Below are 23,151 nucleotides of genomic sequence, written 5' to 3' on the forward strand. Positions count from 1 at the left end.
GACAGCAAAAAACCGGCTGCGTCTGATTCACACAGGGTTAAAAAGCTGCTCCAGGCGTTGTTTTTGCTGCATGTAGACAGCGGCTGGATAGTAACGACCATCAGCAAACTGAAGACTATTGAGATACACCGGATATTGCGAATGACGGCTTCGCAGGTTCAGCACCAGTTGGCGTACCCGATCAAACAATGCCGGATCATCGGCAGTGCCTTCAAACTGCTGGGGCCCGCAGATAATGCTGCAGTGGGCATCGTTGGCAGTGCTGCTCATGGCGACTTTGACCGGCAGATAAGTACTGACCTGCTTGGTGACGGCCACTGGACTGGCACGCCATTGAGCGTGTTGCCGGTTAAGATGATAAAACCGCAGTTGCGGGACTTGATTGCGTTGGCGAATTTCTGACAGAAACAGTTGCAGGTGGGCGACCAGCGTGGCCTCTGTCAGATGCTGATACGGTAGTTTAATCAGGTTGGCGAACTCATCCAGCAGATAACAGGTAATGGTGTTATTTTCGAGATAGATAAACACATTTATCCGTTGCGGTGACTGGAACTGCAGCAGGCTATTGAACAGGCTGTCCCTGTCCAGATAGCGATCCAGTCTGACTGCTTCAAATCCGTCACGCCGACTGGCCAGGGTTTGCAAGAGGTCCTGTGACAGCGGCTGTTTGAGCAGATTAATCTGTTGTTGTTGCCATTGCAGGCTGTAGAGGCGGTCAGCCATGGACAGAACAAACCGGCCGCTGTCTGGGTAACGGTGGTAATGGCTGATAACTTGATTCATCAGATCATCCAGGCGCAGGCTGATAGTTTGACCGAAAACCGGTGTCGGACACCAACGGTGCCAACTCGTGTCGGTATCCGGTTGCCAGGCCAGCATGTGTTCCAGAAATGCCATGACGGCCAGTGGCCCTCGGAATTGAAAGCTGTAGCAGGCACCGAGACGGCTAATTAGCAAGCCTTCCAGTGAGGTCACCAGGCTCTGGTGGTAACTGCTGTAATTCAGTGGGTCGTTGAGTCTGCTTGATAACTGCAGGCCTTGCTGTGAGAGCTTGTCTCCGGCTTCTGCCTCAAGATTGATAAACAGATTGATGCTGTCAAGCCGGTCTTGTTCAGCCGCATTGATAGCGTCAAAATTGAGTTCCAGCCCGGGCAGTTGACTGCGGCAGAGTTGCTGACACAGCTCAACGACAAGCTTGGTGGAGACTTTTCCGTGCTGATCATTAACACTGAGCCAGTTGCTGCGGCTCATCAGTCGGTTCCCTACCCCATAAGCCAATACCTGCAGCAGGTGTTCATGTTCAAATAGCTTGGCATCGCCCGGCGCCAGCATCGCCTGACGACTTAAACACCATTGATTGTGATCACGAAAACGGGTGAGGAAAAGACTTTCGTTCCCCGAGTCCGGTCTCAGCGGCGCAGGCAGTAGCGCGACCTGATTCACGGCAGGCATATAGCGCAGACGATGGCCGGTCTTCAATTGCTGCAGAGCCTCAGTTGCGTCCAACTGCTGTTCATGGCAAAACGCCGCGAGCAGGTTGATTACTTCGGCACTCAAACGACCCAGAGCCTGGTAATCGTGATCTATACGGAGAATGTCATCAATACTGTCATCGAGCTGTTTCAGCTTGTCTGCATCCCAGCCCCATTCACTGACCCGATTTTCCATAAACTGACGCCGCCAGGGATGTGTGGCTTGTCTGATCGGTTTGCTCAGCCTCTCAGGTTGGCCGAGATAAAAAAGACGTTGCCATTCAGTCCAGTCGGTTTGCTGTTGCAGGCAAAGCAACTTGAGATAGCCCGGGTCCATGCGGCCGGTGTCAGTCTGTTGCTGATACATCTGTTGTTTTAACCGTGATGACAGTGCGGCATCATCAGGGGCTGTCAGGCAGCGACGCAGGTAAGCCAGTGACAGCGCTTGGTTACCGTCATGCAGGCTGTCATTAATCACACTGCGGGCTTGATAAAACAGGCTATGAGCATCAAACCTGCCGACAGCGCCAAAATCAATCAGGCTGACCGGGCTGAGCAGACGTTGGGATCGTATATTTTCGACAGAGGCACTATAGTTCCGGTCTTCTTCGGGACTGGTCAGCCACCAGTATGGCTGACTGCCGGCCAGCACCAGACCGGCGCTGTAGAGTTGATCGCGTTCCCAGGCTGTCAGAGCACCACGGGCGACAGCTGCTTCCGACAATAGCTTGGTATCGAGTTCTATACCGTTTTCACGCGCCCAGAGAGCAACGGCGTCGACTTTTTGCTGTAGCTGCGCACGCTGATTTTCTTTGAGCAGATCAGTGTGTAACAGCCACAGACCGAATCGGGGATGCTTGGGGTAACGCAACAGGCTGTGCGGTTGAATAAGATAGAGGCCACGAAGTGGATAGCGTCGCAGTGCCTTTTGTCGGTAACGGAAATTTTTTTCAAGTTGCCGGACGCTATCCAGCGTGATTTTGCCGGGCCGGTAGTCAATCAGACCGGCCGGGGTATCTTCGTCAATATACCCCGGCAGTAGTTTGGCATTGAGATGAAACAGAAATGGCAGCAGTTCCAGAACCAGGCGGTGCCTTGCCGGTGCCAGTTGAAGCAGACGTTGGATGCGTTCGTGGTTATGCGTCTGGAAAAAACGCTGCGCCTGAACCCGATCCACTGTCCGCTGGCCTGTTAATGTCTGAAGTGGCGCATGCCTGTGAAGACCATAGCGATGCCGTGTTCATCGGCAGCGGCAATGACTTCATCATCACGCATTGAACCACCGGGTTGAATCACGGCTGTAATGCCGGCTTCAGCAGCGGCATCAAGACCGTCACGGAATGGGAAGAAGGCATCAGATGCCATCACGGCACCGGGTACCACCAGACCGGCGTCTTCTGCTTTGATTCCAGCGATACGACTACTCACTACACGGCTCATCTGACCGGCACCGATACCGACGGTCTGTTGGTTTTTGGCATAGACAATAGCATTGGATTTGACGAACTTGGCCACACGCCAGGCAAACAGCAGATCCTGCATTTGCTCATCGGTCGGTGCGGTCTCTGTTACCACTTTCAGTTCATCGGTGTGCACCAGCGCATCATCGCGATCCTGAACCAGCAGGCCGCCATTAACCCGTTTGAAATCAAGACTATCAGCCGGGTTTTCAGCAAATTCACCACAGGCAAGCAGGCGCACATTCGCTTTTTGTGCCACCACTGCCCTGGCATCCTCTGCCACTGAAGGGGCAATGATCACCTCGACGAACTGACGCTCTATAATGGCTTTGGCGGTATCGGCATCCAGTGGCCGGTTGAAGGCGATAATGCCGCCAAACGCCGAGGTGGGGTCAGTCTGGAAGGCCAGGTCGTAAGCGGCCAGCAGGCTGTCAGCGGTAGCAACGCCACAGGGGTTGGCATGCTTGACGATCACGCAGGCCGGCGACTCCGGGAATGCTTTGACACACTCCAGCGCGGCATCGGTATCGGCGATATTGTTGTAGGAGAGTTCTTTGCCCTGCAACTGAACTGCTGCGCTGATGGTGCCACTTTCCAGTTCGCCTTCAACATAAAAGGCCGCTTTCTGGTGCGGGTTTTCGCCGTAGCGCATAGTTTGCTTCTTGCTAAACTGGCTGTTGAAGGTGCGCGGAAAAGTATTCATATACCCGTTATCGGACCGTTTACCCAGATAATTAGCAATCGCACCGTCGTAATGCGCGGTGTGCTCGAAGGTCTTCACTGCCAGATCAAAACGGGTCGCATCATCGACCCCGCCATTGGCTTCAATTTGTTCAAGGACGCGGCTGTAATCGGCAGGGTCGATCAGTACCGTCACATCGGCATGGTTCTTTGCCGCAGCCCGCAGCATGGTAGGACCGCCGATATCAATATTTTCGATTGCCATGGGCAGCGTGCAATCATCGCGGGCGATGGTCGCTTCGAATGGATACAGGTTGACGACCACCAGATCGATGGGCGCAATGTCATGTTGTTGCATGACAGTATCATCGGTACCGCGACGGCCCAGCAGACCACCATGGATTTTGGGATGCAGCGTTTTGATACGTCCCGCCATCATTTCCGGGAAACCGGTATGTTCAGAGACTTCCTTGACTGGCAGGCCGGCCTCACTCAGCAACTTGGCGGTGCCGCCGGTGGACAGCAGCTCGACACCAAGTCGGTTCAGTTCCTGTGCCAGCTCAAGCACACCAGTCTTGTCGGAGACGCTCAATAGAGCACGTTTGATCTTATTCATCAAAAAGAAGTTCCAGGCTAAAGAAAATGTGTGTTTACAAGCCGTAGAGCTTGAGTTTTTTACGCAGGGTGCCGCGGTTGATACCGAGAATTTCGGCCGCCCGGCTTTGATTACCATGAGTGTGTGCCAGTGTCGCTTTCAATAACGGCACTTCGACTTCGGTCATCAGCATGTCATACAGGTTGGCCGCAGGGTGACCTTCGAGTTGCTCGAAGTAGTCAGCCAGGGCCTGGGAGACGCAGTCACTGAGTGGTGCTGTCGTATGCTCGGCCGCAACACCCAATTCAGCGCAAGTCGATGGATCTTTGGCTAATGGTTTAGTCATGCGGCTTGAGAGTCCTGTTGTTGTTCTAGTTGCTCAAAAAATTCGCGGGTGAATCGCAGCTGTTGTGGCGGCTGCTCAAACTGATTCATTGCCTGGCGGAAAGCATTACCATTGCGAAGGCCTTTGCTATACCAGGCGATGTGTTTGCGTGCCATGCGAACACCGGTGTAATCACCGTAAAAATCGTACAGGTTTTGCAGGTGCTCAATCAAGACCTGTTTAATTTCAGTGACTTCGGGATCGGGTAGCAGCGTGCCATGGTCCAGAAAATGCAGGATCTGGCGAAATATCCACGGATTACCCTGTGCACCACGACCGATCATCAGGCCGTCAGCCCCGGTTTGTTGCAATACTGCTGCCGCTTTCTGCGGCGAATCAATATCGCCATTGGCAATCACCGGTATCGAAACGCGGGATTTAATCTCTGCAATGGTGTCGTACTCAGCGTCGCCTTTGTAAGCATCAGCCCGGGTACGGCCGTGCACCGCCAGTGCCTGAATACCTGCCTCTTCGGCGATACGGGCAATCCTGACGCCATTGCGGTTATCACGATCCCAGCCGGTGCGTATTTTCAATGTGACCGGGACATCCACCGCACTGACCACGGATGTCACAATCTCTGCGACCAGCTTTTCATTCTGCAGCAGCGCAGAGCCGGCCATCACATTGCAGACCTTTTTCGCCGGGCAGCCCATGTTGATGTCGATGATGTGTGCGCCTTCGCCGACATTGTGCCGGGCCGCTTCCGCCAGCATTTGCGGATCGGCGCCGGCTATCTGGACGCTACGCGGTTCCGGTTCACCTTCATGATTGGCCCGCAATAAAGATTTCTTACTTGCCCACAGGGCTTTGTTGGCCGTGATCATCTCGGAAACGGCCATGCCTGCGCCCAAACGTCTGCAGAGCTGACGGAAGGGGCGATCTGTCACGCCTGCCATGGGGGCCAGAAAAAGCCGGTTGGGCAGGCTGTAGGGGCCGATCATCAGTTCAGATGGCATGTCTGACTCCGGTCAGTCTGACCCAGTCTTCACGGCTTACCGCTGGCTGCATCGTGAACCAGGGTGCGTAGCTTTCAGCAACCTCATCTGCCTGGCTTTGCAGAATGCCCGAAAGCACCAGCTGGGTATCGGGTTTGCAGAGGTTGGCAAAGCGCGGTGCCAGGTTCTGCAGGGGGCCGGCAAGGATATTGGCCAGCAGCAGATCACAGGGTTCATCCGGGCAGTTGCCCGGCAGGTAAGCCTCGATTTCGACGCCGTTACGACGGGCATTCTCTCGCGTGGCTTCCAGCGCCTGCGGGTCGGTGTCGACGCCAATCACACGTTCAGCGCCCAGTAAGGCTGCTGCGATTGCCAGGATGCCACTGCCACAGCCGTAATCAATCACAAATTTGCCTTTTAAATCGGCCTGATCCAGCCAGTTCAGACATAAGGCGGTGGTCGCATGCGTACCGGTGCCGAAAGCCAGCCCCGGATCCAGCAGAATATTGACAGCCTGTTCATCCGGCGCTTTGTGCCAGCTGGGAACAATCCAGAGCCTGTCGCCAAACTGAATGGGCTGGAAATTGGCCATCCATTCCCGTTCCCAGTCCTTGTCTTCGACCGCCTCGACACGAAACCTGGGCACTTCCGGCAACAGCGTGGTCAGCATATCGAGCACAGATTGTTCTGAGGTTTCAGCGTCAAACAGTGCGGTCAACCGGGTATCGGCCCATAGGGGCGTTTCACCCGGATCCGGTTCATAGATGGGCTGGTCGGCATCATCCTCAAAGGTCACCGCTGCCGCGCCACACTCACTCAATGCTTCAGATAGGGCTTCAGCGCTGTCGGGAGCGGTATGGCAGATAAACTGAACCCAGGCCATCAGAGTCCCAGTTTCTTTTCAAGGTAGTGGATGTTGGTGCCACCAGTCTGGAAGTGGGTGTCGTCCATGATGTCACGTTGCAATTCGACATTGGTCTTGATGCCCTCAATGCCTATCTCTTTAAGCGCGGTCTGCATGCGGGCAATCGCCGAATCACGATCCTTACCATAGGCAATCAGTTTGCCAATCAGAGAATCATAGTTGGGTGGCACTTTGTAGCCGCTGTAGATATGGGAGTCCATACGGATCCCGGCACCGCCCGGTGCATGATAATGCGTGATCTTGCCCGGACTGGGCATAAAGGTACGGGGATCTTCCGCATTAATACGACACTCGATGGCATGACCGCGCATCACCACATCATCCTGTTTAATCGACAGCGGTTCACCAGCAGCGATGCGGATCTGTTCTGCAACCAGGTCAATATCGGTGACGCGTTCAGTGACCGGATGTTCCACCTGGATACGGGTATTCATTTCAATGAAGTAAAATTCGCCGTCCTGATACAGGAATTCGAAAGTACCGGCACCACGGTAGCCGATGCGAACACAGGCTTCAGCACAAATCGCACCCATGCGGTCACGCATTTCCTGGGTGATGCCCGGCGCCGGTGATTCTTCCACAACTTTCTGGTGGCGACGCTGCATCGAGCAGTCACGTTCACCCAGGTGGATGGCATTACCATGCTGATCGGCCAATACCTGGAACTCGATGTGGCGCGGGTTCTCCAGGAATTTTTCCATGTAGACCATATCGTTACCGAAAGCGGCACGGGCCTCGCTTTTGGTCAGGGCAATGGCATTGAGCAGGTGGGCTTCACTGTGCACTTCCCGCATGCCGCGGCCGCCACCACCACCGGCTGCTTTGATGATAATCGGGTAGCCGATTTCACGGGCCAGGCGCAGATTGGTGGCATCATCGTTGCCCAGCGGGCCGTCAGAGCCGGGCACACAGGGCACACCAGCCTCTTTCATGGCTTTGATGGCAGAAACTTTGTCACCCATGAGGCGAATGGTCTCAGCACGTGGGCCAATGAAAATAAAGCCGCTTTCTTCGACCCTTTCAGCGAAATCGGCATTCTCTGAGAGAAAACCATAGCCCGGATGAATCGCGGTGGCATCGGTGATTTCAGCAGCACTGATAATCGCCGGCACATTCAGATAGCTGTCACTGGATGGGGCCGGGCCAATACAGACACTTTCGTCTGCCAGCAACACATGTTTGAGATCGCGGTCCACACTGGAGTGAACTGCTACGGTTTTTATACCCAGTTCCCAGCACGCGCGAAGAATACGCAGGGCAATTTCGCCCCGGTTGGCAATAACAATTTTATCGATCATATTTTGTTCAAATCCACAGTTCAGGATGAGCAGTGTGCCGAGAGCGGCGGGCCGTTATTCTATAACGATCAGAGGCTCATCGAATTCAACCGGATGACCGTTTTCGACCAGGATAGCCGTGACGGTACCGCTACGATCGGCTTCGATCTGGTTGAACATTTTCATGGCTTCGATAATACAGATAACGTCACCGGCGGCGACTTTCTGGCCGACTTCAACAAAAGCGGCGGCTTCCGGCGAGGAAGAACGGTAGAAGGTACCCACCATCGGTGAGCGTACGGCATTGGCTTCATTCGCTTTGGCTTCAGAAGCCGCTGATTGTGCTGCGGTTTCAGCGGCGGCTGCGGGTGCCGGCGCTGCGGCAGGCATCGCTACCTGTGGCGGTGCAGCGGGTGGGGCATAATGGGGAGCAACGGAGCTATTACGGCTGATGCGTACTGATTCTTCGCCTTCGGAAATTTCAATCTCGGCGACATCGGATTCCTGAATAAGATCGATGAGTTTCTTAATTTTGCGAATATCCATGCGTTAACCTTTAATAATAGTTATCAGTTGAGTTGTTTGATGGCGGCTTGCAGAGCCAGTTCATAACCCTGCGCACCCAGTCCGCAGATCACGCCTCTGGCGATATCAGACAGATAGGAATGTTGTCTGAATGACTCGCGGGCGTGAACATTGGAGATGTGTACTTCAATAAACGGTATGGCAATGGCGGCCAAAGCATCGCGAAGCGCCACACTGGTGTGAGTAAAAGCGGCTGGATTTATCAGGATGAAGTCGGTGTTCTGGCGGCTTTCATGCAGTTTGTCGACAAGGGCATGTTCAGCGTTGCTCTGAAAAAAATCCAACTGGTGACCGGCTTCCGTCGCCATGCTGCGCAGACGGTCCTCGATATCAGCGAGGGTCTCTGCACCATAATGTTCTGGCTCGCGCGTCCCCAGCAGATTGAGATTGGGGCCGTTCAGCACAAGAATATTCGCCATGACGATCCTTACAAAGCGGTCAAAATTCAATTAGGCCGAATTGTGCACCAGCAAGGGGTTAATGTCCAGTTGAGCAGGACAAAAGGCAGACTTTTGTCGCTATTTTCGTCGAAATGGCTGCTTTCTTGAAATTTTCATGATCTTGTCATCAGGGCAGGCTTGACAGATGCTCCAGCATTTTTTCTGCGCTGACATGGCCCACTAAACGGTAATCCCGCCACTCCTCGCCGTCAGCGTTGTAAAACAGCATGGTGGGCGGTCCGAAGACCTTCAGGGCTTTAAGCATGGCCTGATGAGCTTCGGTATTGTCAGTCATATCCAGCTTGAGTAGAAGATAGTCGTCGAGTGCCGCTACCACGGCCGGGTCCCGGAAGGTCGTTTTTTCCATAGTTTTACAGTCGGTACACCAGTCGGCGTAGAAATCGAGCATGACCGGCTTTTGTGTGTTTTGCAGTCGGTTATGCAACTCATTGAGATTATTTACCCTACTGAATATCAGTTGAGTAGGTTGAGACGCCGTTACTGAAGGGCTGGCTGCGGTCAGCTGCAGTGGCTGCCAGAGGTTCTGACTGCCACTGGCTCCTCCGACCATCAACAGCGAACCATAAATTAGCAGAATCAGCCCCAGACCCTTGTAAAGCTTGCTCCAGCCGCTGGCATCTATCTGCAGACTGTTGAGTGCACCCATGTAGACGGCGGTGACAATCAGCAGGCCACCCCACAAGAGCAGCGTCAGCCAGCCGGGCAGAATACGTTCCAGCATCCAGATAGCGAGGCCCAGCAGCAACACACCGAAGATGGCTTTGATCACATTCATCCAGTCCCCCGCTCGTGGTAGCAGTGAACCGGCAGAGGTGCCGATAATCAGCAGCGGTATGCCCATGCCGATACTCAGTGCGAACAATGCCAGCCCGCCCAGGAAGGGGTCAGCATGCTGACCGATAAATATCAGTGCGGCAGCCAGTGGCGGTGCCAGGCAGGGACCCACTATCAGCGCTGACAGCAGACCCATCACGGCGACACCAATAAAGCTGCCACCCTGCTGGCGATGAGTCAGCTGATGCAGCCGGTGTTGTAGTGCATGAGGCAACTGCAGGTCGTATAAACCAAACATTGACATAGCGAGTAGAACAAACAGCAGACTGAAGCTGCTGATAACCCAGGCATTCTGGAACAGGCTCTGCAGGTTTTCACCGAGTAGACCGGTGAGTATACCGGCAGCCGTATAGGTCACTGACATTGCCAGTACATAAATGAGAGACAGAGCAAAAGCACGGCGAGTGGTAATCTTCTCGCCTTCGCCGACAATGACACTGGACAGGATAGGAATCATTGGCAGCACGCAGGGCGTAAAAGTTAACAACAGCCCCAACCCCAGAAAGCCGATAAAAATCTGAATAAGATTGTCCTCGGCCAGACGTTGTGCCAGCCGATCCTGTTCGCTGAGGGGGTGACCAGCTGAATTGGATGATTCGGCAGCTGGAACAGGCGTAAGCGGCTCGGTGCTTGATTCTGTTGCGACCGGCAGGGTGAGGTTGACCTGTTGCACACTGGGCGGGTAACAAATACCAAACGTTTCAGAGCAGCCCTGAAAATAGGCTTTGAGTGTCACTTGCTGTGCGGCCTGAGGGCGATCCAATGGCAGCTTGAGTGCCAGATCGTGATGGTAAACCTGGACCAGTCCGAAGGTCTCATCGTTTTTATTTTCACCCGGTGGCAAAATGAAGTTGCCAAGGTGGACGTTGTCGTTGCCGACGATATCGAAACGTAATTTATCGCGGTAGAGGTAATTGCCCTCCATCACCTGCCAGCGTGCAATGACGATGTTGGCATCATTGACTTCAGCGCTGAACTGGAAGGCTTCTTCGACCAGTGGCGGGACATCATCAGACTGGCTCAGCCCCAGGCCTTCCAGAAATCCTGTCCGCGCATGGGCGCTGGAAACCAGTAGTAACAGACATAAAAGCAAAAATTTTTTCATCATTCTTCAGGGCTTGCCATCACAGTATTTAGCTAGACAATCTTAGCAGTGTGAAGTTACATCCGTCTCCTACGGGGTATGCCTGTTGTCACAATGCTGCAATAATTGCCTCATTTTTGATAAGCAACTGACGGTATTAATGTGGAAATAAAAGACATCCATCAGCTAGAAAAGCAAGCTTATAAAAAGAGTCATGGTGAACTCACGCGCATCGGCCTGGCCCTGCTGTTCATGGTGCTGGCGCTGGTTTACAGCTACAACATCAGTGGTGATGGCACCAGCAGCCTGATTCTTGCCGTGGCGACCGTGTTTGGTGCCTATATGGCGATGAACATCGGTGCCAATGATGTTGCCAACAATGTGGGGCCGGCAGTCGGCTCCAAAGCTCTGACCATGGGCGGTGCGATTATTATCGCAATGATTTTTGAGGCGGCCGGCGCCATTATCGCCGGGGGTGACGTGGTCTCCACCGTCAAGAAAGGCATCATCGACATCAATGGTTTTGGCGGTAATACGCAGGACTTTGTCTGGGCGATGATGTCGGCGCTGCTGGCCGCGGCACTGTGGCTCAACCTGGCTACTTTTGCCCGGGCGCCGGTTTCCACGACGCACTCTATTGTCGGCGGTGTCATGGGCGCCGGCATCGCCGCCGCTGGTTTCAGCATTGTGGACTGGGGCACGATGGGCGCAATTGCCAGTTCCTGGGTCATTTCACCGGTGATTGGCGGCGTGATTGCCATTATCTTTCTTTATGCCATCAAAAAAACCATCATCTTCCAGGATGACAAGATCACGGCTTCATCCAAATGGGTGCCGGTGTATGTCGCGATTATGGCCTGGGCTTTTGTCACCTATCTGGTTATCAAGGGCTTGAAAAAAGTCTGGCCGGGTCTGACGGGCTTTATCAATGAGAGCCTGTCTCTGGGGATGGATTTCGGCTCCAAACCCAGCATGGTGGATGCACTCATTATTGGCTTTGTGATTGGCATACTGGTGTATTTCCTGGTCAAGCGAACGGTCAAACAGCGTTTGCCACGGCTCACCAATGACCGTGCCAGCGTTAATGTGCTGTTTACGATTCCTTTGATTTTTGCCGCGGCTTTGTTGAGCTTTGCTCACGGCGCCAATGACGTGGCGAATGCGATCGGGCCACTGGCGGCAATTCATGATGCCATTATCACCGGTGGCATCACTGCCGAGGCCGGTATTCCATTCTGGGTGATGGCCGTAGGTGCTTTGGGTATCGCGCTGGGTCTGGCACTGTACGGGCCACGTCTTATCCGTACCGTGGGCGGCGAAATCACCGAACTGGATCAGATGCGGGCTTTTTCTATAGCGATGGCGGCAGCGATAACAGTGATTATTGCCAGTCAACTGGGTTTGCCGGTCAGTACTACCCATGTTGCCATCGGCGCCGTATTTGGTGTGGGGTTCCTGCGTGAATGGCTGGAACGGGCGGAAAGTCTGGAAGACGAAATTGAACAGGATGAGCGTGAAATCAAGGAAGAAAAACGCTTACTCAGCGCCCTGCGCAGTGAACTCAATGTGCTGATGGAGAAAAAAGACAAAACTGTCAGCGATTATGAGCGTATCACTGATTTGTATCGGGCCATTGACGAAGAAAAAGGCACGCTGAAAAAAGCCAAGAAAACGCTCAAGAAAGAGAAGAAGAGCCTTTACGTCAAGCGCGATATGATGAAGAAAATTATCACCGCCTGGCTGATTACCGTGCCGTCAGCAGCCGTCTTGTCAGCCATTTTGTTCTATACCATCCGGGGGGTGATGACCTGATCGTGGCTGGAGAGACTGTCATCTGGCTGTCACTAAAGCGTCACACTGATGTCGGGGATTGCCAGCTAAGTTATGACTTACACCCATGTAAAGCAATTAAAATCAGTGGGTTAGCTTATTGTTATCAAACTGTAACAATGGCTTAGTATCATGCAGCAGTCATTTTAAAGACTGGGAAAAAGGGCTATGGCAACAAGTATATTGGTGGTCGAGGACGACGTTGCAATCCGGGACATGTTGTCTTTCACACTCAAGTCATCGGGTTTTGCCTGTGAGGCTGTGGGTGACGGGGAAGCCGGGCTGGAAACGCTGAAACAGCACCAGCCGGATATGATCCTGCTGGACTGGATGCTGCCGGGGATCGACGGCATTGAATTTATTCGCCGCCTGCGAGCCAATGAGTTTCTGGCCAATATCCCTGTCATTATGCTCACTGCCAAGGGCGAGAGTGAGGACATGGTCAAAGGGCTGGGTGTTGGTGCTGATGACTACATCAACAAACCTTTCTCGCCACCAGAGCTCATGGCCCGTATCAAGGCGGTGTTAAGGCGCTGTCAGCCCGCCGACTCAGAAGACGGTCAGAAACTTCAATTCAGCAATTTGGTACTGGATACCAAAAGCCACCGTGTCACGGTGAATGATAAAAGGGTGGAATTGGGGCCAACCGAGTTTCGTCTGCTACATTTCTTTATGAAAAACCCGGAGCGTGCCTACGGCCGCTCGCAGTTACTGGATTATGTCTGGGGCGACACGGTGTATATCGAAGAGCGCACCGTCGATGTCCACATCCGACGTTTACGTAAAGCGCTGGAACCCAGCGGGCATGATCACCTGGTACAAACGGTCCGTGGTGTAGGTTATCGTTTCTCAGTGGATTAACGGCGGCGCTGATGCAATGGGATAATTGGCGGCTGTTGACGCTACTGAGTCTGGCAGGTTTCTGTGGACTGCTGTTCGGCCAGATGATGACTTTTATGTTTCTGGCTGCCCTGATTTATGCGCTGTGGTTACAGAACAACTGGTACAAGCTCAGAAAGTGGCTGGAAAAACCTAAGAAAAACCGTTCACCCAGTGCTGAGGGGGTTATTGATGATGTCTGCCGTCAGATCGAGCAGATGCGCCAGCAGAACAGCAACCGTAAGAAAAAGCTGACCGGCTATCTGAAACGTTTCCAACAGGCGACGGCGGCGCTACCCGACGGGATCGTGGTGCTGGGGGAATATGGCGAAGTCGAATGGGCCAATCAGTCGGCGCGTGAACTGCTCGGCGTACGCTGGCCGCGAGATAACAACGTCCGAATCAACAATCTGATTCGCGATCCGGCATTTCAGTCTTTACTGGAAGACCCGCTCAAGTTGGGTAATGTGGTGACCGTCAAATCACCGCATGATGAAGCCATGCAACTGGAACTCAAAGTGGTGAGTTACATGGGGGCGGGCAGATTGTTGATAGCACGCGACATCACACAAACCATCAAGCTGCAGCGCATGCGCCGCGATTTTGTGGCCAATGTCTCGCATGAACTCAAAACCCCGCTGACCGTATTGCGCGGATATCTGGAAGCCTTCACCGACCAAACCGACCCCGAACAGTGGCGGGCTGCTTTACCGGCAATGCGCCAGCAAAGTGAGCGTATGCATCTGATGATCAAAGATCTGCTGGTGCTATCTCAGCTTGAGACCGGTGAAAAGGCATTGCGGCGGATCCCTACCGATATCGGCAAACTGCTGCAGTCGATCATAGAAGATGCCCGTTCACTGGAGCATTACCGTGATCACAAAATCAGTCTTGAGCTGGATACCGAACGCTGGCTGGTCTGTGATGTGGATGAAATCCGCAGCGCCATTTCCAACCTGGTGTTCAACGCCGTCAAGTACACGCCGGCGGATTGCCAGATTCATATCAGCTGGCGACTTGACGATGAGGGCGCCTGTCTGGAAGTCGCCGATGAGGGTGAGGGTATCGCCGAACACCATCTGGAACGGCTCACTGAACGTTTCTACCGTGTTGACAAAGGGCGCAGTAACGACAAGGGGGGGACCGGTCTGGGGCTTGCGATCGTCAAACATGTGCTGCAGCGTCACGGCGCCAGACTCGAAATCAGCAGCGAGCTGGGTCAGGGGACGCGTTTCAAATGCCGGTTCCCAGCCACCATCGTGGTTGAGAAAATTACTGTTTAACAATAGCTTGGCTTGATTCTGAGCGTGTTGTCATACAACTGTCACATTTCTTTCATACCCTTGTCACAGTCCAAATACATACTTTCCCAGCGCAAAACGTGAAACACGTTGCATTTTTCTTTTAACTTGGGAGCTGAACAACATGTTCAAGAAAAACATCGCCCTGCTGGGTGCTGCCGTCACCATGGCATTCTCATCGGTTACATTTGCCGACGTTGACGCCAACCTGCCTGACTATGAAAAAGTCAGCGGTATTTCAGGTAACCTCTCCAGCGTTGGTTCTGACACGCTGGCCAACCTGATGACACTGTGGGCTGAGGAATTCAAACGTGAATATCCTAACGTCAGTATTCAGATTCAGGCTGCCGGTTCTTCAACTGCACCGCCTGCTCTGACTGAAGGTACTTCAAACTTTGGCCCTATGAGCCGCCAGATGAAAGATAAGGAACTGGCTGCGTTTGAAGAAAAATTCGGCTACAAACCGACTGCCATTCCAGTCGCTATCGACGCTCTGGCTGTCTATGTACACAAAGACAACCCAATTGAAGGTCTGACCATTCCACAGGTTGATGCGATTTTCTCCGCCACCCGTAAATGTGGTTATTCAGAAGACGTCACCAACTGGGGGCAACTGGGTATTGAAAACCTGGGCGCGATTCAACTCTATGGTCGTAACTCGGTATCCGGTACCTATGGTTACTTTAAAGACAACGCCCTGTGTAAAGGTGACTACAAAAACAGCGTTAATGAGCAGCCGGGTTCTGCTTCAGTGGTTCAGGGCGTGACCAAATCACTGAATGGTATCGGTTACTCCGGTATCGGTTATAAAACCTCTGGCGTGAAAGCGGTGCCACTGGCTAAAGAAGAAGGCCAACCGTTCATCGAGGCAACGCCGGAAAATGCCGCCAGCGGTCAGTTCCCTATGGCCCGTTTCCTGTGGGTTTATGTGAACAAAGCGCCTAACAAGCCGATGTCACCGATTGACCGTGAGTTCATCAAAATGGTCCTGTCTAAAGTCGGTCAGCAAGTGGTTGTTAAAGATGGCTACGTGCCACTGCCAGCCAGCGTGGCAGAAAAGGCGCTGGAAAAAATCCAATAAGCCTGTATTGATATGACAGATGAAGCGCCCCGTGTGTCAAAGCACGGGGCGTTTTTGCTGTCATAATAACCCTGAAGCCTTTGCCTTGCAGATGCTTGAGGATTGTTTCGGAAAACACATAACACTGGTAATGCTCGATGCAAGAACAAACCGTTGATGATCAAACCGTGCTGCCGGCTGCCGACTCACCCATAGCCAAACGTCGTCGTGCCTGGCGCGAAACCAAAGATAAAGTGGCTAAATATGGCGTCGGTTTTGGTGGCATTTCAGTGATTCTTGCCATCGTACTGATTTTCTTTTACCTGTTGTATGTGGTCCTGCCCTTGTTTCAGGGCGCTGATCTCGAGACCCGCACGATTTACCAGACCGAGCAGACCGCCACTCAATTCCTGACACTGAACGAATATAACGATGTCGCCCTGTCAGTGAGCGACAATGGCACCGCCCGCTTTTTCGAGGCTGAAAACGGTCATCCCATGCTCGAGGTCGACTTGCCGGTGAGGCCCGAAGCGATTACCTCTACAGCGGCCGGTGCAGCAGTGACGGGTGTCTTTGCTTATGGGATGACAGATGGTTCGGCACTGGTATTTAACCAGGATTATAAGATTACTTATCCCACCGGCACACAACGTAAAATTATCCCGCTGATCGAATATCCTCTGGGAGAAGAGCTTGTCGTTGTTGACCCTCAGGGCCAGCCACTGGAACTGCTCAGTGTGCAAAGTTATGACGATCAGACCACGTTTGCTGCAGTGACGGCTGACCAGCGGGTGGTGTTGAAATCGGTGATCCGCGAAGCGAGTTTTCTGGATCCTTCAGCCTTCACACTGAAAGAAAAAGCGGCCTCCATCAGCCCGACCGGTGCCGCCAGAATTACTCACCTGCAACTGGATATCGATCAACGTGAACTTTATTTCGTTGATGATAAGGGTTTTATTTACTTTTATGACGTGCAGGACATCGCGAGTCCGCGACTGGTCCAAAAAGTCAAAGCAGTGCCGACCGGCGTCGGTATCACATCACTGGAATTTCTGACCGGCGGTATTTCTGTGCTGGTGGGTCGTAGTGATGGCCAGATTGATCAGTGGTTCCCGGTACGGGACAAGGACAACAATTATTTTCTGCACAATGTGCGCAGCTTTAATGACCAGCAAGCCGCCATTGTTGCCATTGCGGTGGAGCAGGCCCGTAAAGGTTTCCTGGCTCTGGACAGCACCGGTAAACTCGGGGTTTATCACACCACGGCCGAACGCACGCTCCTGGTCGAGCCGCAGCTTGAAAGTGCTGATGCAGTCATAGGGCTGTCGCCCCGGGCCAATGGTCTGATCAGCCTGACGGCTGACGGTCAGGTGAAACTGATTCATATCGATAACGAACATCCGGATATTTCCTGGCACTCGCTATGGGAAAAAGTCTGGTATGAAAGCCGCAGTGAGCCGGAACACATCTGGCAGTCTTCCTCCGCCAGCAGTGACTTCGAGCCCAAATTCAGTCTGACACCGCTGACCTTCGGCACCATCAAAGCGGCATTCTATGCGATGCTGGTGGCGGTGCCGCTGGCCATTATGGGCGCGATTTTTACTGCTTACTTCATGTCACCCAAGATGCGCTCTATCGTCAAGCCGACCATCGAAATCATGGAAGCCTTGCCAACGGTGATACTGGGCTTTCTCGCCGGGCTCTGGTTGGCGCCGATTGTGGAGGACAATCTGCCCGGGGTGTTTACCATCCTGTTTATGCTGCCGCTGATGATTATTCTCACTGCCTGGGCCTGGACCAAACTGCCCCGGCGCTGGCGTGAAGCGATTCCTGACGGTTGGGAAGCGGCGATTCTGATTCCGATTGTGATTGTGGTGGGTATCGTTTCAATGTCACTGAGTTCCAGCATTGAGCTGTGGCTGTTCGATGGCAATATGCCGCAGTTCCTCAATGATATCGGTATCGATTTTGACCAGCGGAACTCCCTGGTGGTGGGCCTCGTCATGGGCTTTGCCGTCATTCCGACCATTTTCTCGATTACTGAAGATGCCATCTTCGGTGTGCCTAAACATTTGACGATCGGCTCACTGGCGCTGGGTGCGACGCCCTGGCAGACCATGACCCGTGTGGTTTTGCTGACCGCCAGTCCGGGCATTTTCTCGGCAGTAATGATTGGTCTCGGCCGCGCGGTCGGTGAGACCATGATCGTACTGATGGCAACCGGTAACACGCCCATCATGGACTTTAATATATTCGAGGGCTTCCGTGCCCTGTCGGCCAATATCGCGGTGGAAATGCCGGAAGCCGAAGTCAACAGCTCGCACTACCGGGTGCTGTTCCTGGCTGCGCTGGTGTTGTTCATGGCCACCTTCGTACTGAACACGGCGGCAGAAGTAGTCCGTCAACGTTTGCGTAAAAAATACAGCAGCCTGTAATGGATAAAACAATGTCTCAGCGTTCATCAATCAAAACCTGGTTCAACAGCGGCAAGCCGTGGGTCTGGCTCAATGCCGGCGCTGTCAGCATCAGTCTGGTCATGGTCGTCGGACTGCTATTGCTTATTGCGGTGCGTGGACTGAGCCATTTCTGGCCTGCCGATATCATGGAGTTGAGCTATCAGGAGCCGGGCCAGCCTGCCGAAACCCTGATTGGTGAGCGGATTGATCATGAAACCGTCCCGGCTGCCCGGCTGGCGCTGTCCGGTGTTCAGTTGCCTGAAGGTCAGGAATTTGCCCAACGGACGCTGCTCAAAGTCGGTAACCGTGACTATTTCGGGTTGGATTTCCGCTGGATTAATGACCCCTGGATCAGTGATATCCGTTATCCCGAGGGCATCATGGCGATCGAACGTCGTGAATGGGGCAATTTCTACGGCTATCTGGTCAACGTCAAACAGCAAGGCGAAGTGGTTGCCAGCGGTGAGGGTGCTTACCAGGAATTTGTGCAGCGGCTGGAGCGCAGCAATGAACTGATGCGCCAGATCAAAACGCTGGAAAAGGACGACATCGGTCAGATTAACCATGGTCTGGAAGAAATCCGACTGGAAAAACGCCGCCTGCAGATGGATGACGTGCCGGAAGGCACGCTGCCTTACCAGGAATTGGAAGAGCAGAAACAGCAGCTCAATGATCGCTATGCCACCTTACGCGAAGAACTGAGCGACCTGTATCAAGCGATGAACCGTGATCAGATCATGGTGCGGATGGCTGATGGTCGTGAGGTCGAGATTCCGCTGGCCAAGATCGTGCACGTCTATAAACCCAACGGTATGGGCATTAGCGAGAAGTTCGGCCAGTATTTCCACCATGTCTGGGAATTTGTCTCCGGTGAGCCGCGTGAAGCCAACACCGAAGGCGGTATCTTCCCGGCCATTTTCGGTACCGTGATGATGGTGATCATCATGTCGATTCTGGTGACACCTTTCGGTGTTATCGCCGCCGTTTATCTGAAAGAGTATGCCAGGCAGGGTCCGGTTGTGCGGCTGATTCGCATCGCGGTGAATAACCTGGCAGGTGTGCCGTCGATTGTTTACGGGGTATTCGGTCTCGGGTTCTTTGTCTATTTTATCGGTGGCAGCATCGATGAGATCTTCTTCCAGGCGAAATTACCGTCACCGACTTTCGGCTCGCCCGGCCTGTTGTGGGCCTCACTGACGCTAGCGATTCTGACTGTGCCGGTGGTTATCGTGGCGACCGAAGAGGGACTGTCACGAATTCCGCGTGCAATCCGTGAGGGCAGTCTGGCACTGGGGGCCACCAAAGCTGAAACCTTGTGGCGCACCGTGTTGCCGATGGCCGCACCGGCAATGATGACCGGTCTGATTCTGGCCGTCGCCCGTGCCGCCGGCGAGGTGGCACCACTGATGATGGTGGGTGTGGTGAAACTGGCCCCGGCTCTTGCTGTCGATAACATCGCCCCGTATCTGCATCTGGACAGACAGTTTATGCACCTGGGCTTTCATATATACGATGTCGGCTTCCAGAGCCCGAACGTCGAAGCCGCACGACCACTGGTATATGCCACCGCGTTCCTGCTGGTCCTGATTATCATCGTGTTGAACCTGGCAGCGATTGGTATTCGCAATCGTCTGCGTGAAACCTACAAATCAACTGAGAGTTAAACCCATGCAAGCAGCCAACCAACAAAAAAACGTGTCGCGTGGTATCGATATTGAATCAATGTCACGCGGTCCACGCGTTAATCTGGCAGATGAAACCGTCTGTCTGGAAGTCAAAGACTTCAACCTTTTCTACGGCGACAAGCAGGCGTTGCATGGTATTAACATGCAGATCCCGAAAAACCGCGTCACCGCCTTTATCGGCCCCAGTGGTTGCGGTAAGTCGACTCTGCTGCGCTGTTTCAACCGGATGAACGATCTGATTGATACGGTGAAGATGGATGGTCAACTCGTGCTTGATGGTATGGAAATCAACTCCCCTTCGGTGAATGTGGCTGATCTGCGCCGTCAAGTGGGGATGGTGTTCCAGAAACCCAATCCATTTCCCAAGTCGATTTACGAAAACGTGGCCTATGGTTTACGTTTGCAGGGCGTCAACGACCGCGCCACGCTGGATAAGGTGGTTGAGCAGTCGCTGAAAGGCGCGGCGCTGTGGGATGAGGTTAAAGACCGTCTGCACGAGTCAGCGATGGGTATGTCGGGTGGTCAGCAGCAACGTCTGGTGATTGCTCGCGCCATCGCGATCGAACCGGAAGTGCTGCTGCTCGACGAACCGGCTTCGGCGCTGGACCCGCTGTCGACGCTGAAAATCGAAGAGCTCATTTATGAGCTTAAGGAGAAGTACACTATCGTCATCGTGACCCACAACATGCAACAGGCCGCGCGGGTGTCTGATTACACTGCCTTTATGTACATGGGTGAACTGATTGAGTTTGGCGCCACTGACGAGTTGTTTACCAACCCGGCTAAGAAACAGACTGAAGATTATATTACTGGTCGCTACGGTTAATCACGGCGCCAAGGAGATACGAAAATGGTAAGCAATACCTCCCAACATATTTCGCAACAGTTCGAAAATGAACTGCAGGATATTCGCTCCCGCGTGCTGGCAATGGGCGGACTGGTGGAGCAGCAGGTAGCCAATGCGATGGAAGCGCTGATGACCGGCGATACTGAAATGGCCCGTGAAGTCATTACCTATGACGAGCAGGTCAATGAGATGGAAATCGCGATTGATGAGGAATGCATTCAGATCATCGCCCTGCGCCAGCCAACCGCCAGCGACTTGCGTCTGGTCACCGGTATCGAGAAAACGATTACCGATCTGGAACGCATTGGCGATGAGTCGGTTCGGATCGCAAGAATGGCGATCAACTTGTCGGAAAAAGACCGGCCTAAGCGGAATTACCGTGAATTGCAAAGTCTGGGTAATCATGTCCGCGGCATGCTGCGGGATGCGTTGGATGCTTTTGCCCGTTTTGATGTGGAAATGGCGCTGCGCGTCGCCAAGGAAGACCGCGAGGTGGACGCTGAATATGAGGGCATTCTGCGTCAGTTAATGACCTACATGATGGAAGATACCCGCCAGGTCTCGCGGGTGGTCGATATGATGTGGTCTGCGCGCTCCTTGGAGCGGATTGGTGACCATGCCAATAACATTTGTGAACATATTATTTACCTGGTTGAAGGTAAAGATGTGCGCCACCTCAGTATTGAGAAGGCGGAAAAAGTGGTTAAGGGTGAGCCCATCGACTGATTTCATGCTTGTAGTTTCTCTCTGGCAGCTTGGCCCGTATCGTTTGATTCGGGCTTTTTTTTGCCAGATGATTGTCTCCAATCAGGCTGCTGGGGCAGAATAGGCGGAACATGACAGACGAATCTACGCCACAGCCGAATTCACACGACGTTCTCGCCGCGGTCGATCTCGGTTCCAACAGTTTTCATATGATTATCGCCCGCCTGCGCGACGGCCATTTTCAGGTGGTCGACCGCCTGCGCGAAATGGTACAGCTACGCGCCGGGCTGGATAAGGATAATTACCTGTCGCTGGAAGCACAGGAGCGGGCGCTGGCCTGCCTGGAGCGTTTCGGTGAACGCATCCGCCATCTGCCGTTCGGCGATGTTCGTGTTGTTGGTACTAATACCCTACGTATTGCCCATAACTCGCGTCGTTTTCTGCGTCAGGCGCGTCTGGCACTGGGTCACCCGATTGAAATCGTGACCGGTGAAGAGGAAGCAAGGCTGATTTACCTGGGGGTCGCCCATGCACTGGCCTTTGATCATAGCCGCCGGCTGGTGATGGATATCGGCGGTGGCAGTACCGAATTTATTATCGGTGAGGGCTTTCAGGGCCGGATGCGGGAAAGCCTGGAAATGGGCTGCGTCAGTTATTCACAGAAATATTTTGCGGATGGGCTGACCACAGCCAGTTCGATGCAGCGGGCGATGCTGGCCGCGGCAAGACAAATCCGTACGATTCAGCGTCCTTATCGCCAGGCCGGTTGGAGCGAGGCGATCGGTGCCTCAGGCACGATTCGCTGTGTCGCCAATATTTGTAAAGAGCAGGGCTGGGCTGATGATGGCGTGATTACCGGTCAAGCCTTGCAGAAAATGGTGCAACACCTGATCGATGCCGGCAGTGTCGATGCCGCCGGATTGCAGGGGTTGAGCGAAGAGCGCAGTAAAGTCATTACCGGTGGCTTGTGCATTCTGGCTGCTGCCTTTGACCGCCTCGGTATCGAAAAGATGACCGTTTCCGATGGGGCACTGCGTGAAGGGCTGTTGTATGACTTGCTGGGTCGGATTCAGCATGATGATGAACGGGATCGCACCGTGGTTGCTTTGGCACGACGCTACGATGTGGATGAAGCCCACGCCGAACGGGTCACGGTGATGGCGACCCAGTTGTTTGAACAGGTTGCGCGGGAATGGAAGCTGGATTACGAAGAACTGCTGCACCGCCTGCAATGGGCCTGCAAGCTGCATGAAGTGGGCCTAGCGATTTCCCATCATCAGTTCCACAAGCATTCGGCCTATCTGGTGGGGCACTCCGATCTGCCTGGCTTTTCCCGTGAAGAACAGCAGGTGTTGTCGGTGATGGTGCGTGGTCAGCGTCGCGCTTTTCCCAAAAAACATATCAAGAAATTGCCGGATGAATTACAACTCAGCACCGAACGGCTGACCGTCTTGTTGAGGCTGGCAATGGTGTTTAACCGTGGTCGCAGTGAACGGGCCGATACCTATCTCAAACTGCGCATTGAGGGTAAAAAGCTGACCCTGACGCTGCCTCAGGACTGGTTGAAGGAGCATCCACTGACCGAAGCGGATCTGGCACATGAAGCAGAGCATCTGAAAAAAATTGATCTCAAGCTGGTGGTGGCCTAGCCCGAACTCCTCGAGCGACAGGCAGTCTTACAGACACATGTG

General features: G+C 53.5%; 18 protein-coding genes. 9 read left to right on the forward strand and 9 right to left on the reverse strand.

Features of this window, described 5'->3' with window-relative positions; all coding sequences use genetic code 11:
• Positions 1 to 27: 27 nt before the first annotated feature.
• The 9 genes from OMQ46_RS08820 to dsbD all read right to left on the reverse strand — a co-directional run bounded on the left by OMQ46_RS08820 (position 28) and on the right by dsbD (position 10,721).
• Entirely contained in the window at positions 28 to 2,649 is a 2,622-nt protein-coding gene (locus OMQ46_RS08820; protein WP_266236386.1) for a class I adenylate cyclase, read from the reverse strand.
• Positions 2,650 to 2,663: 14 nt separating this feature from the next.
• Complete coding sequence (gene purH, locus OMQ46_RS08825; RefSeq protein WP_266236387.1) at positions 2,664 to 4,229, reverse strand: bifunctional phosphoribosylaminoimidazolecarboxamide formyltransferase/IMP cyclohydrolase; 1,566 nt, start codon at positions 4,227 to 4,229, stop codon at positions 2,664 to 2,666.
• Positions 4,230 to 4,263: 34 nt separating this feature from the next.
• Positions 4,264 to 4,554, reverse strand: coding sequence for a DNA-binding transcriptional regulator Fis (fis, locus tag OMQ46_RS08830; protein WP_266236388.1), 291 nt, complete (start codon positions 4,552 to 4,554; stop codon positions 4,264 to 4,266).
• Positions 4,551 to 5,552, reverse strand: coding sequence for a tRNA dihydrouridine synthase DusB (gene dusB / locus OMQ46_RS08835; RefSeq protein WP_266236389.1), 1,002 nt, complete (start codon positions 5,550 to 5,552; stop codon positions 4,551 to 4,553). The genes fis and dusB overlap by 4 nt, the downstream gene beginning before the upstream one ends.
• Positions 5,542 to 6,414 carry a 50S ribosomal protein L11 methyltransferase gene (gene prmA, locus OMQ46_RS08840; RefSeq protein ID WP_266236390.1) on the reverse strand — a complete coding sequence of 291 codons (873 nt, stop codon included), beginning with the start codon at positions 6,412 to 6,414 and terminating at the stop codon, positions 5,542 to 5,544. The genes dusB and prmA overlap by 11 nt, the downstream gene beginning before the upstream one ends.
• Positions 6,414 to 7,754, reverse strand: coding sequence for an acetyl-CoA carboxylase biotin carboxylase subunit (gene accC, locus OMQ46_RS08845; protein ID WP_266236391.1), 1,341 nt, complete (start codon positions 7,752 to 7,754; stop codon positions 6,414 to 6,416). Before accC ends, prmA begins: the two co-directional genes overlap by 1 nt.
• 54 nt (positions 7,755 to 7,808) lie before the next feature.
• The gene (gene accB, locus OMQ46_RS08850) at positions 7,809 to 8,279 is read right to left on the reverse strand and encodes an acetyl-CoA carboxylase biotin carboxyl carrier protein (protein ID WP_266236392.1); all 471 of its coding nucleotides are present in this window, start codon (positions 8,277 to 8,279) and stop codon (positions 7,809 to 7,811) included.
• 23 nt (positions 8,280 to 8,302) lie between these two features.
• The gene (gene aroQ, locus OMQ46_RS08855; protein ID WP_266236393.1) at positions 8,303 to 8,737 is read right to left on the reverse strand and encodes a type II 3-dehydroquinate dehydratase; all 435 of its coding nucleotides are present in this window, start codon (positions 8,735 to 8,737) and stop codon (positions 8,303 to 8,305) included.
• Between the two features lie 148 nt (positions 8,738 to 8,885).
• A complete protein-coding gene (gene dsbD, locus OMQ46_RS08860) occupies positions 8,886 to 10,721 on the reverse strand; it encodes a protein-disulfide reductase DsbD (RefSeq protein ID WP_266236394.1) in 1,836 nt (611 codons plus the stop codon).
• A 138-nt stretch (positions 10,722 to 10,859) separates the two neighbouring features.
• On the opposite strand from dsbD, the gene OMQ46_RS08865 reads away from it, so the two are divergent.
• The 9 genes from OMQ46_RS08865 (at position 10,860) to ppx (ending at position 23,109) form a co-directional block, all read left to right on the forward strand.
• Positions 10,860 to 12,509, forward strand: a complete 1,650-nt coding sequence (locus OMQ46_RS08865; RefSeq protein ID WP_266236395.1) for an inorganic phosphate transporter — start codon at positions 10,860 to 10,862, stop codon at positions 12,507 to 12,509.
• Positions 12,510 to 12,695: 186 nt separating this feature from the next.
• Entirely contained in the window at positions 12,696 to 13,388 is a 693-nt protein-coding gene (phoB, locus tag OMQ46_RS08870) for a phosphate regulon transcriptional regulator PhoB (RefSeq protein ID WP_266236396.1), read from the forward strand.
• 11 nt (positions 13,389 to 13,399) lie between these two features.
• Positions 13,400 to 14,689: a phosphate regulon sensor histidine kinase PhoR gene (gene phoR / locus OMQ46_RS08875; protein WP_266236397.1), complete on the forward strand. Its 1,290-nt coding sequence runs from the start codon at positions 13,400 to 13,402 to the stop codon at positions 14,687 to 14,689.
• Positions 14,690 to 14,831: 142 nt separating this feature from the next.
• Positions 14,832 to 15,788 (forward strand): PstS family phosphate ABC transporter substrate-binding protein, encoded by a 957-nt coding sequence (locus tag OMQ46_RS08880; protein WP_266236398.1) that lies wholly within the window; start codon positions 14,832 to 14,834, stop codon positions 15,786 to 15,788.
• 137 nt (positions 15,789 to 15,925) lie between these two features.
• Positions 15,926 to 18,202, forward strand: a complete 2,277-nt coding sequence (locus OMQ46_RS08885) for an ABC transporter permease subunit (RefSeq protein ID WP_266236399.1) — start codon at positions 15,926 to 15,928, stop codon at positions 18,200 to 18,202.
• The gene (gene pstA / locus OMQ46_RS08890) at positions 18,202 to 19,887 is read left to right on the forward strand and encodes a phosphate ABC transporter permease PstA (RefSeq protein ID WP_266236400.1); all 1,686 of its coding nucleotides are present in this window, start codon (positions 18,202 to 18,204) and stop codon (positions 19,885 to 19,887) included. Before OMQ46_RS08885 ends, pstA begins: the two co-directional genes overlap by 1 nt.
• Positions 19,888 to 19,891: 4 nt before the next feature.
• Positions 19,892 to 20,734, forward strand: coding sequence for a phosphate ABC transporter ATP-binding protein PstB (pstB, locus tag OMQ46_RS08895; RefSeq protein WP_323135150.1), 843 nt, complete (start codon positions 19,892 to 19,894; stop codon positions 20,732 to 20,734).
• 24 nt (positions 20,735 to 20,758) lie between these two features.
• Positions 20,759 to 21,481, forward strand: coding sequence for a phosphate signaling complex protein PhoU (gene phoU, locus OMQ46_RS08900; RefSeq protein WP_266236401.1), 723 nt, complete (start codon positions 20,759 to 20,761; stop codon positions 21,479 to 21,481).
• A 110-nt stretch (positions 21,482 to 21,591) separates the two neighbouring features.
• Positions 21,592 to 23,109, forward strand: coding sequence for an exopolyphosphatase (gene ppx / locus OMQ46_RS08905; RefSeq protein ID WP_266236402.1), 1,518 nt, complete (start codon positions 21,592 to 21,594; stop codon positions 23,107 to 23,109).
• Positions 23,110 to 23,151 lie beyond the last annotated feature (42 nt).

It is taken from the genome of Methylophaga sp. OBS1 (assembly GCF_026319365.1).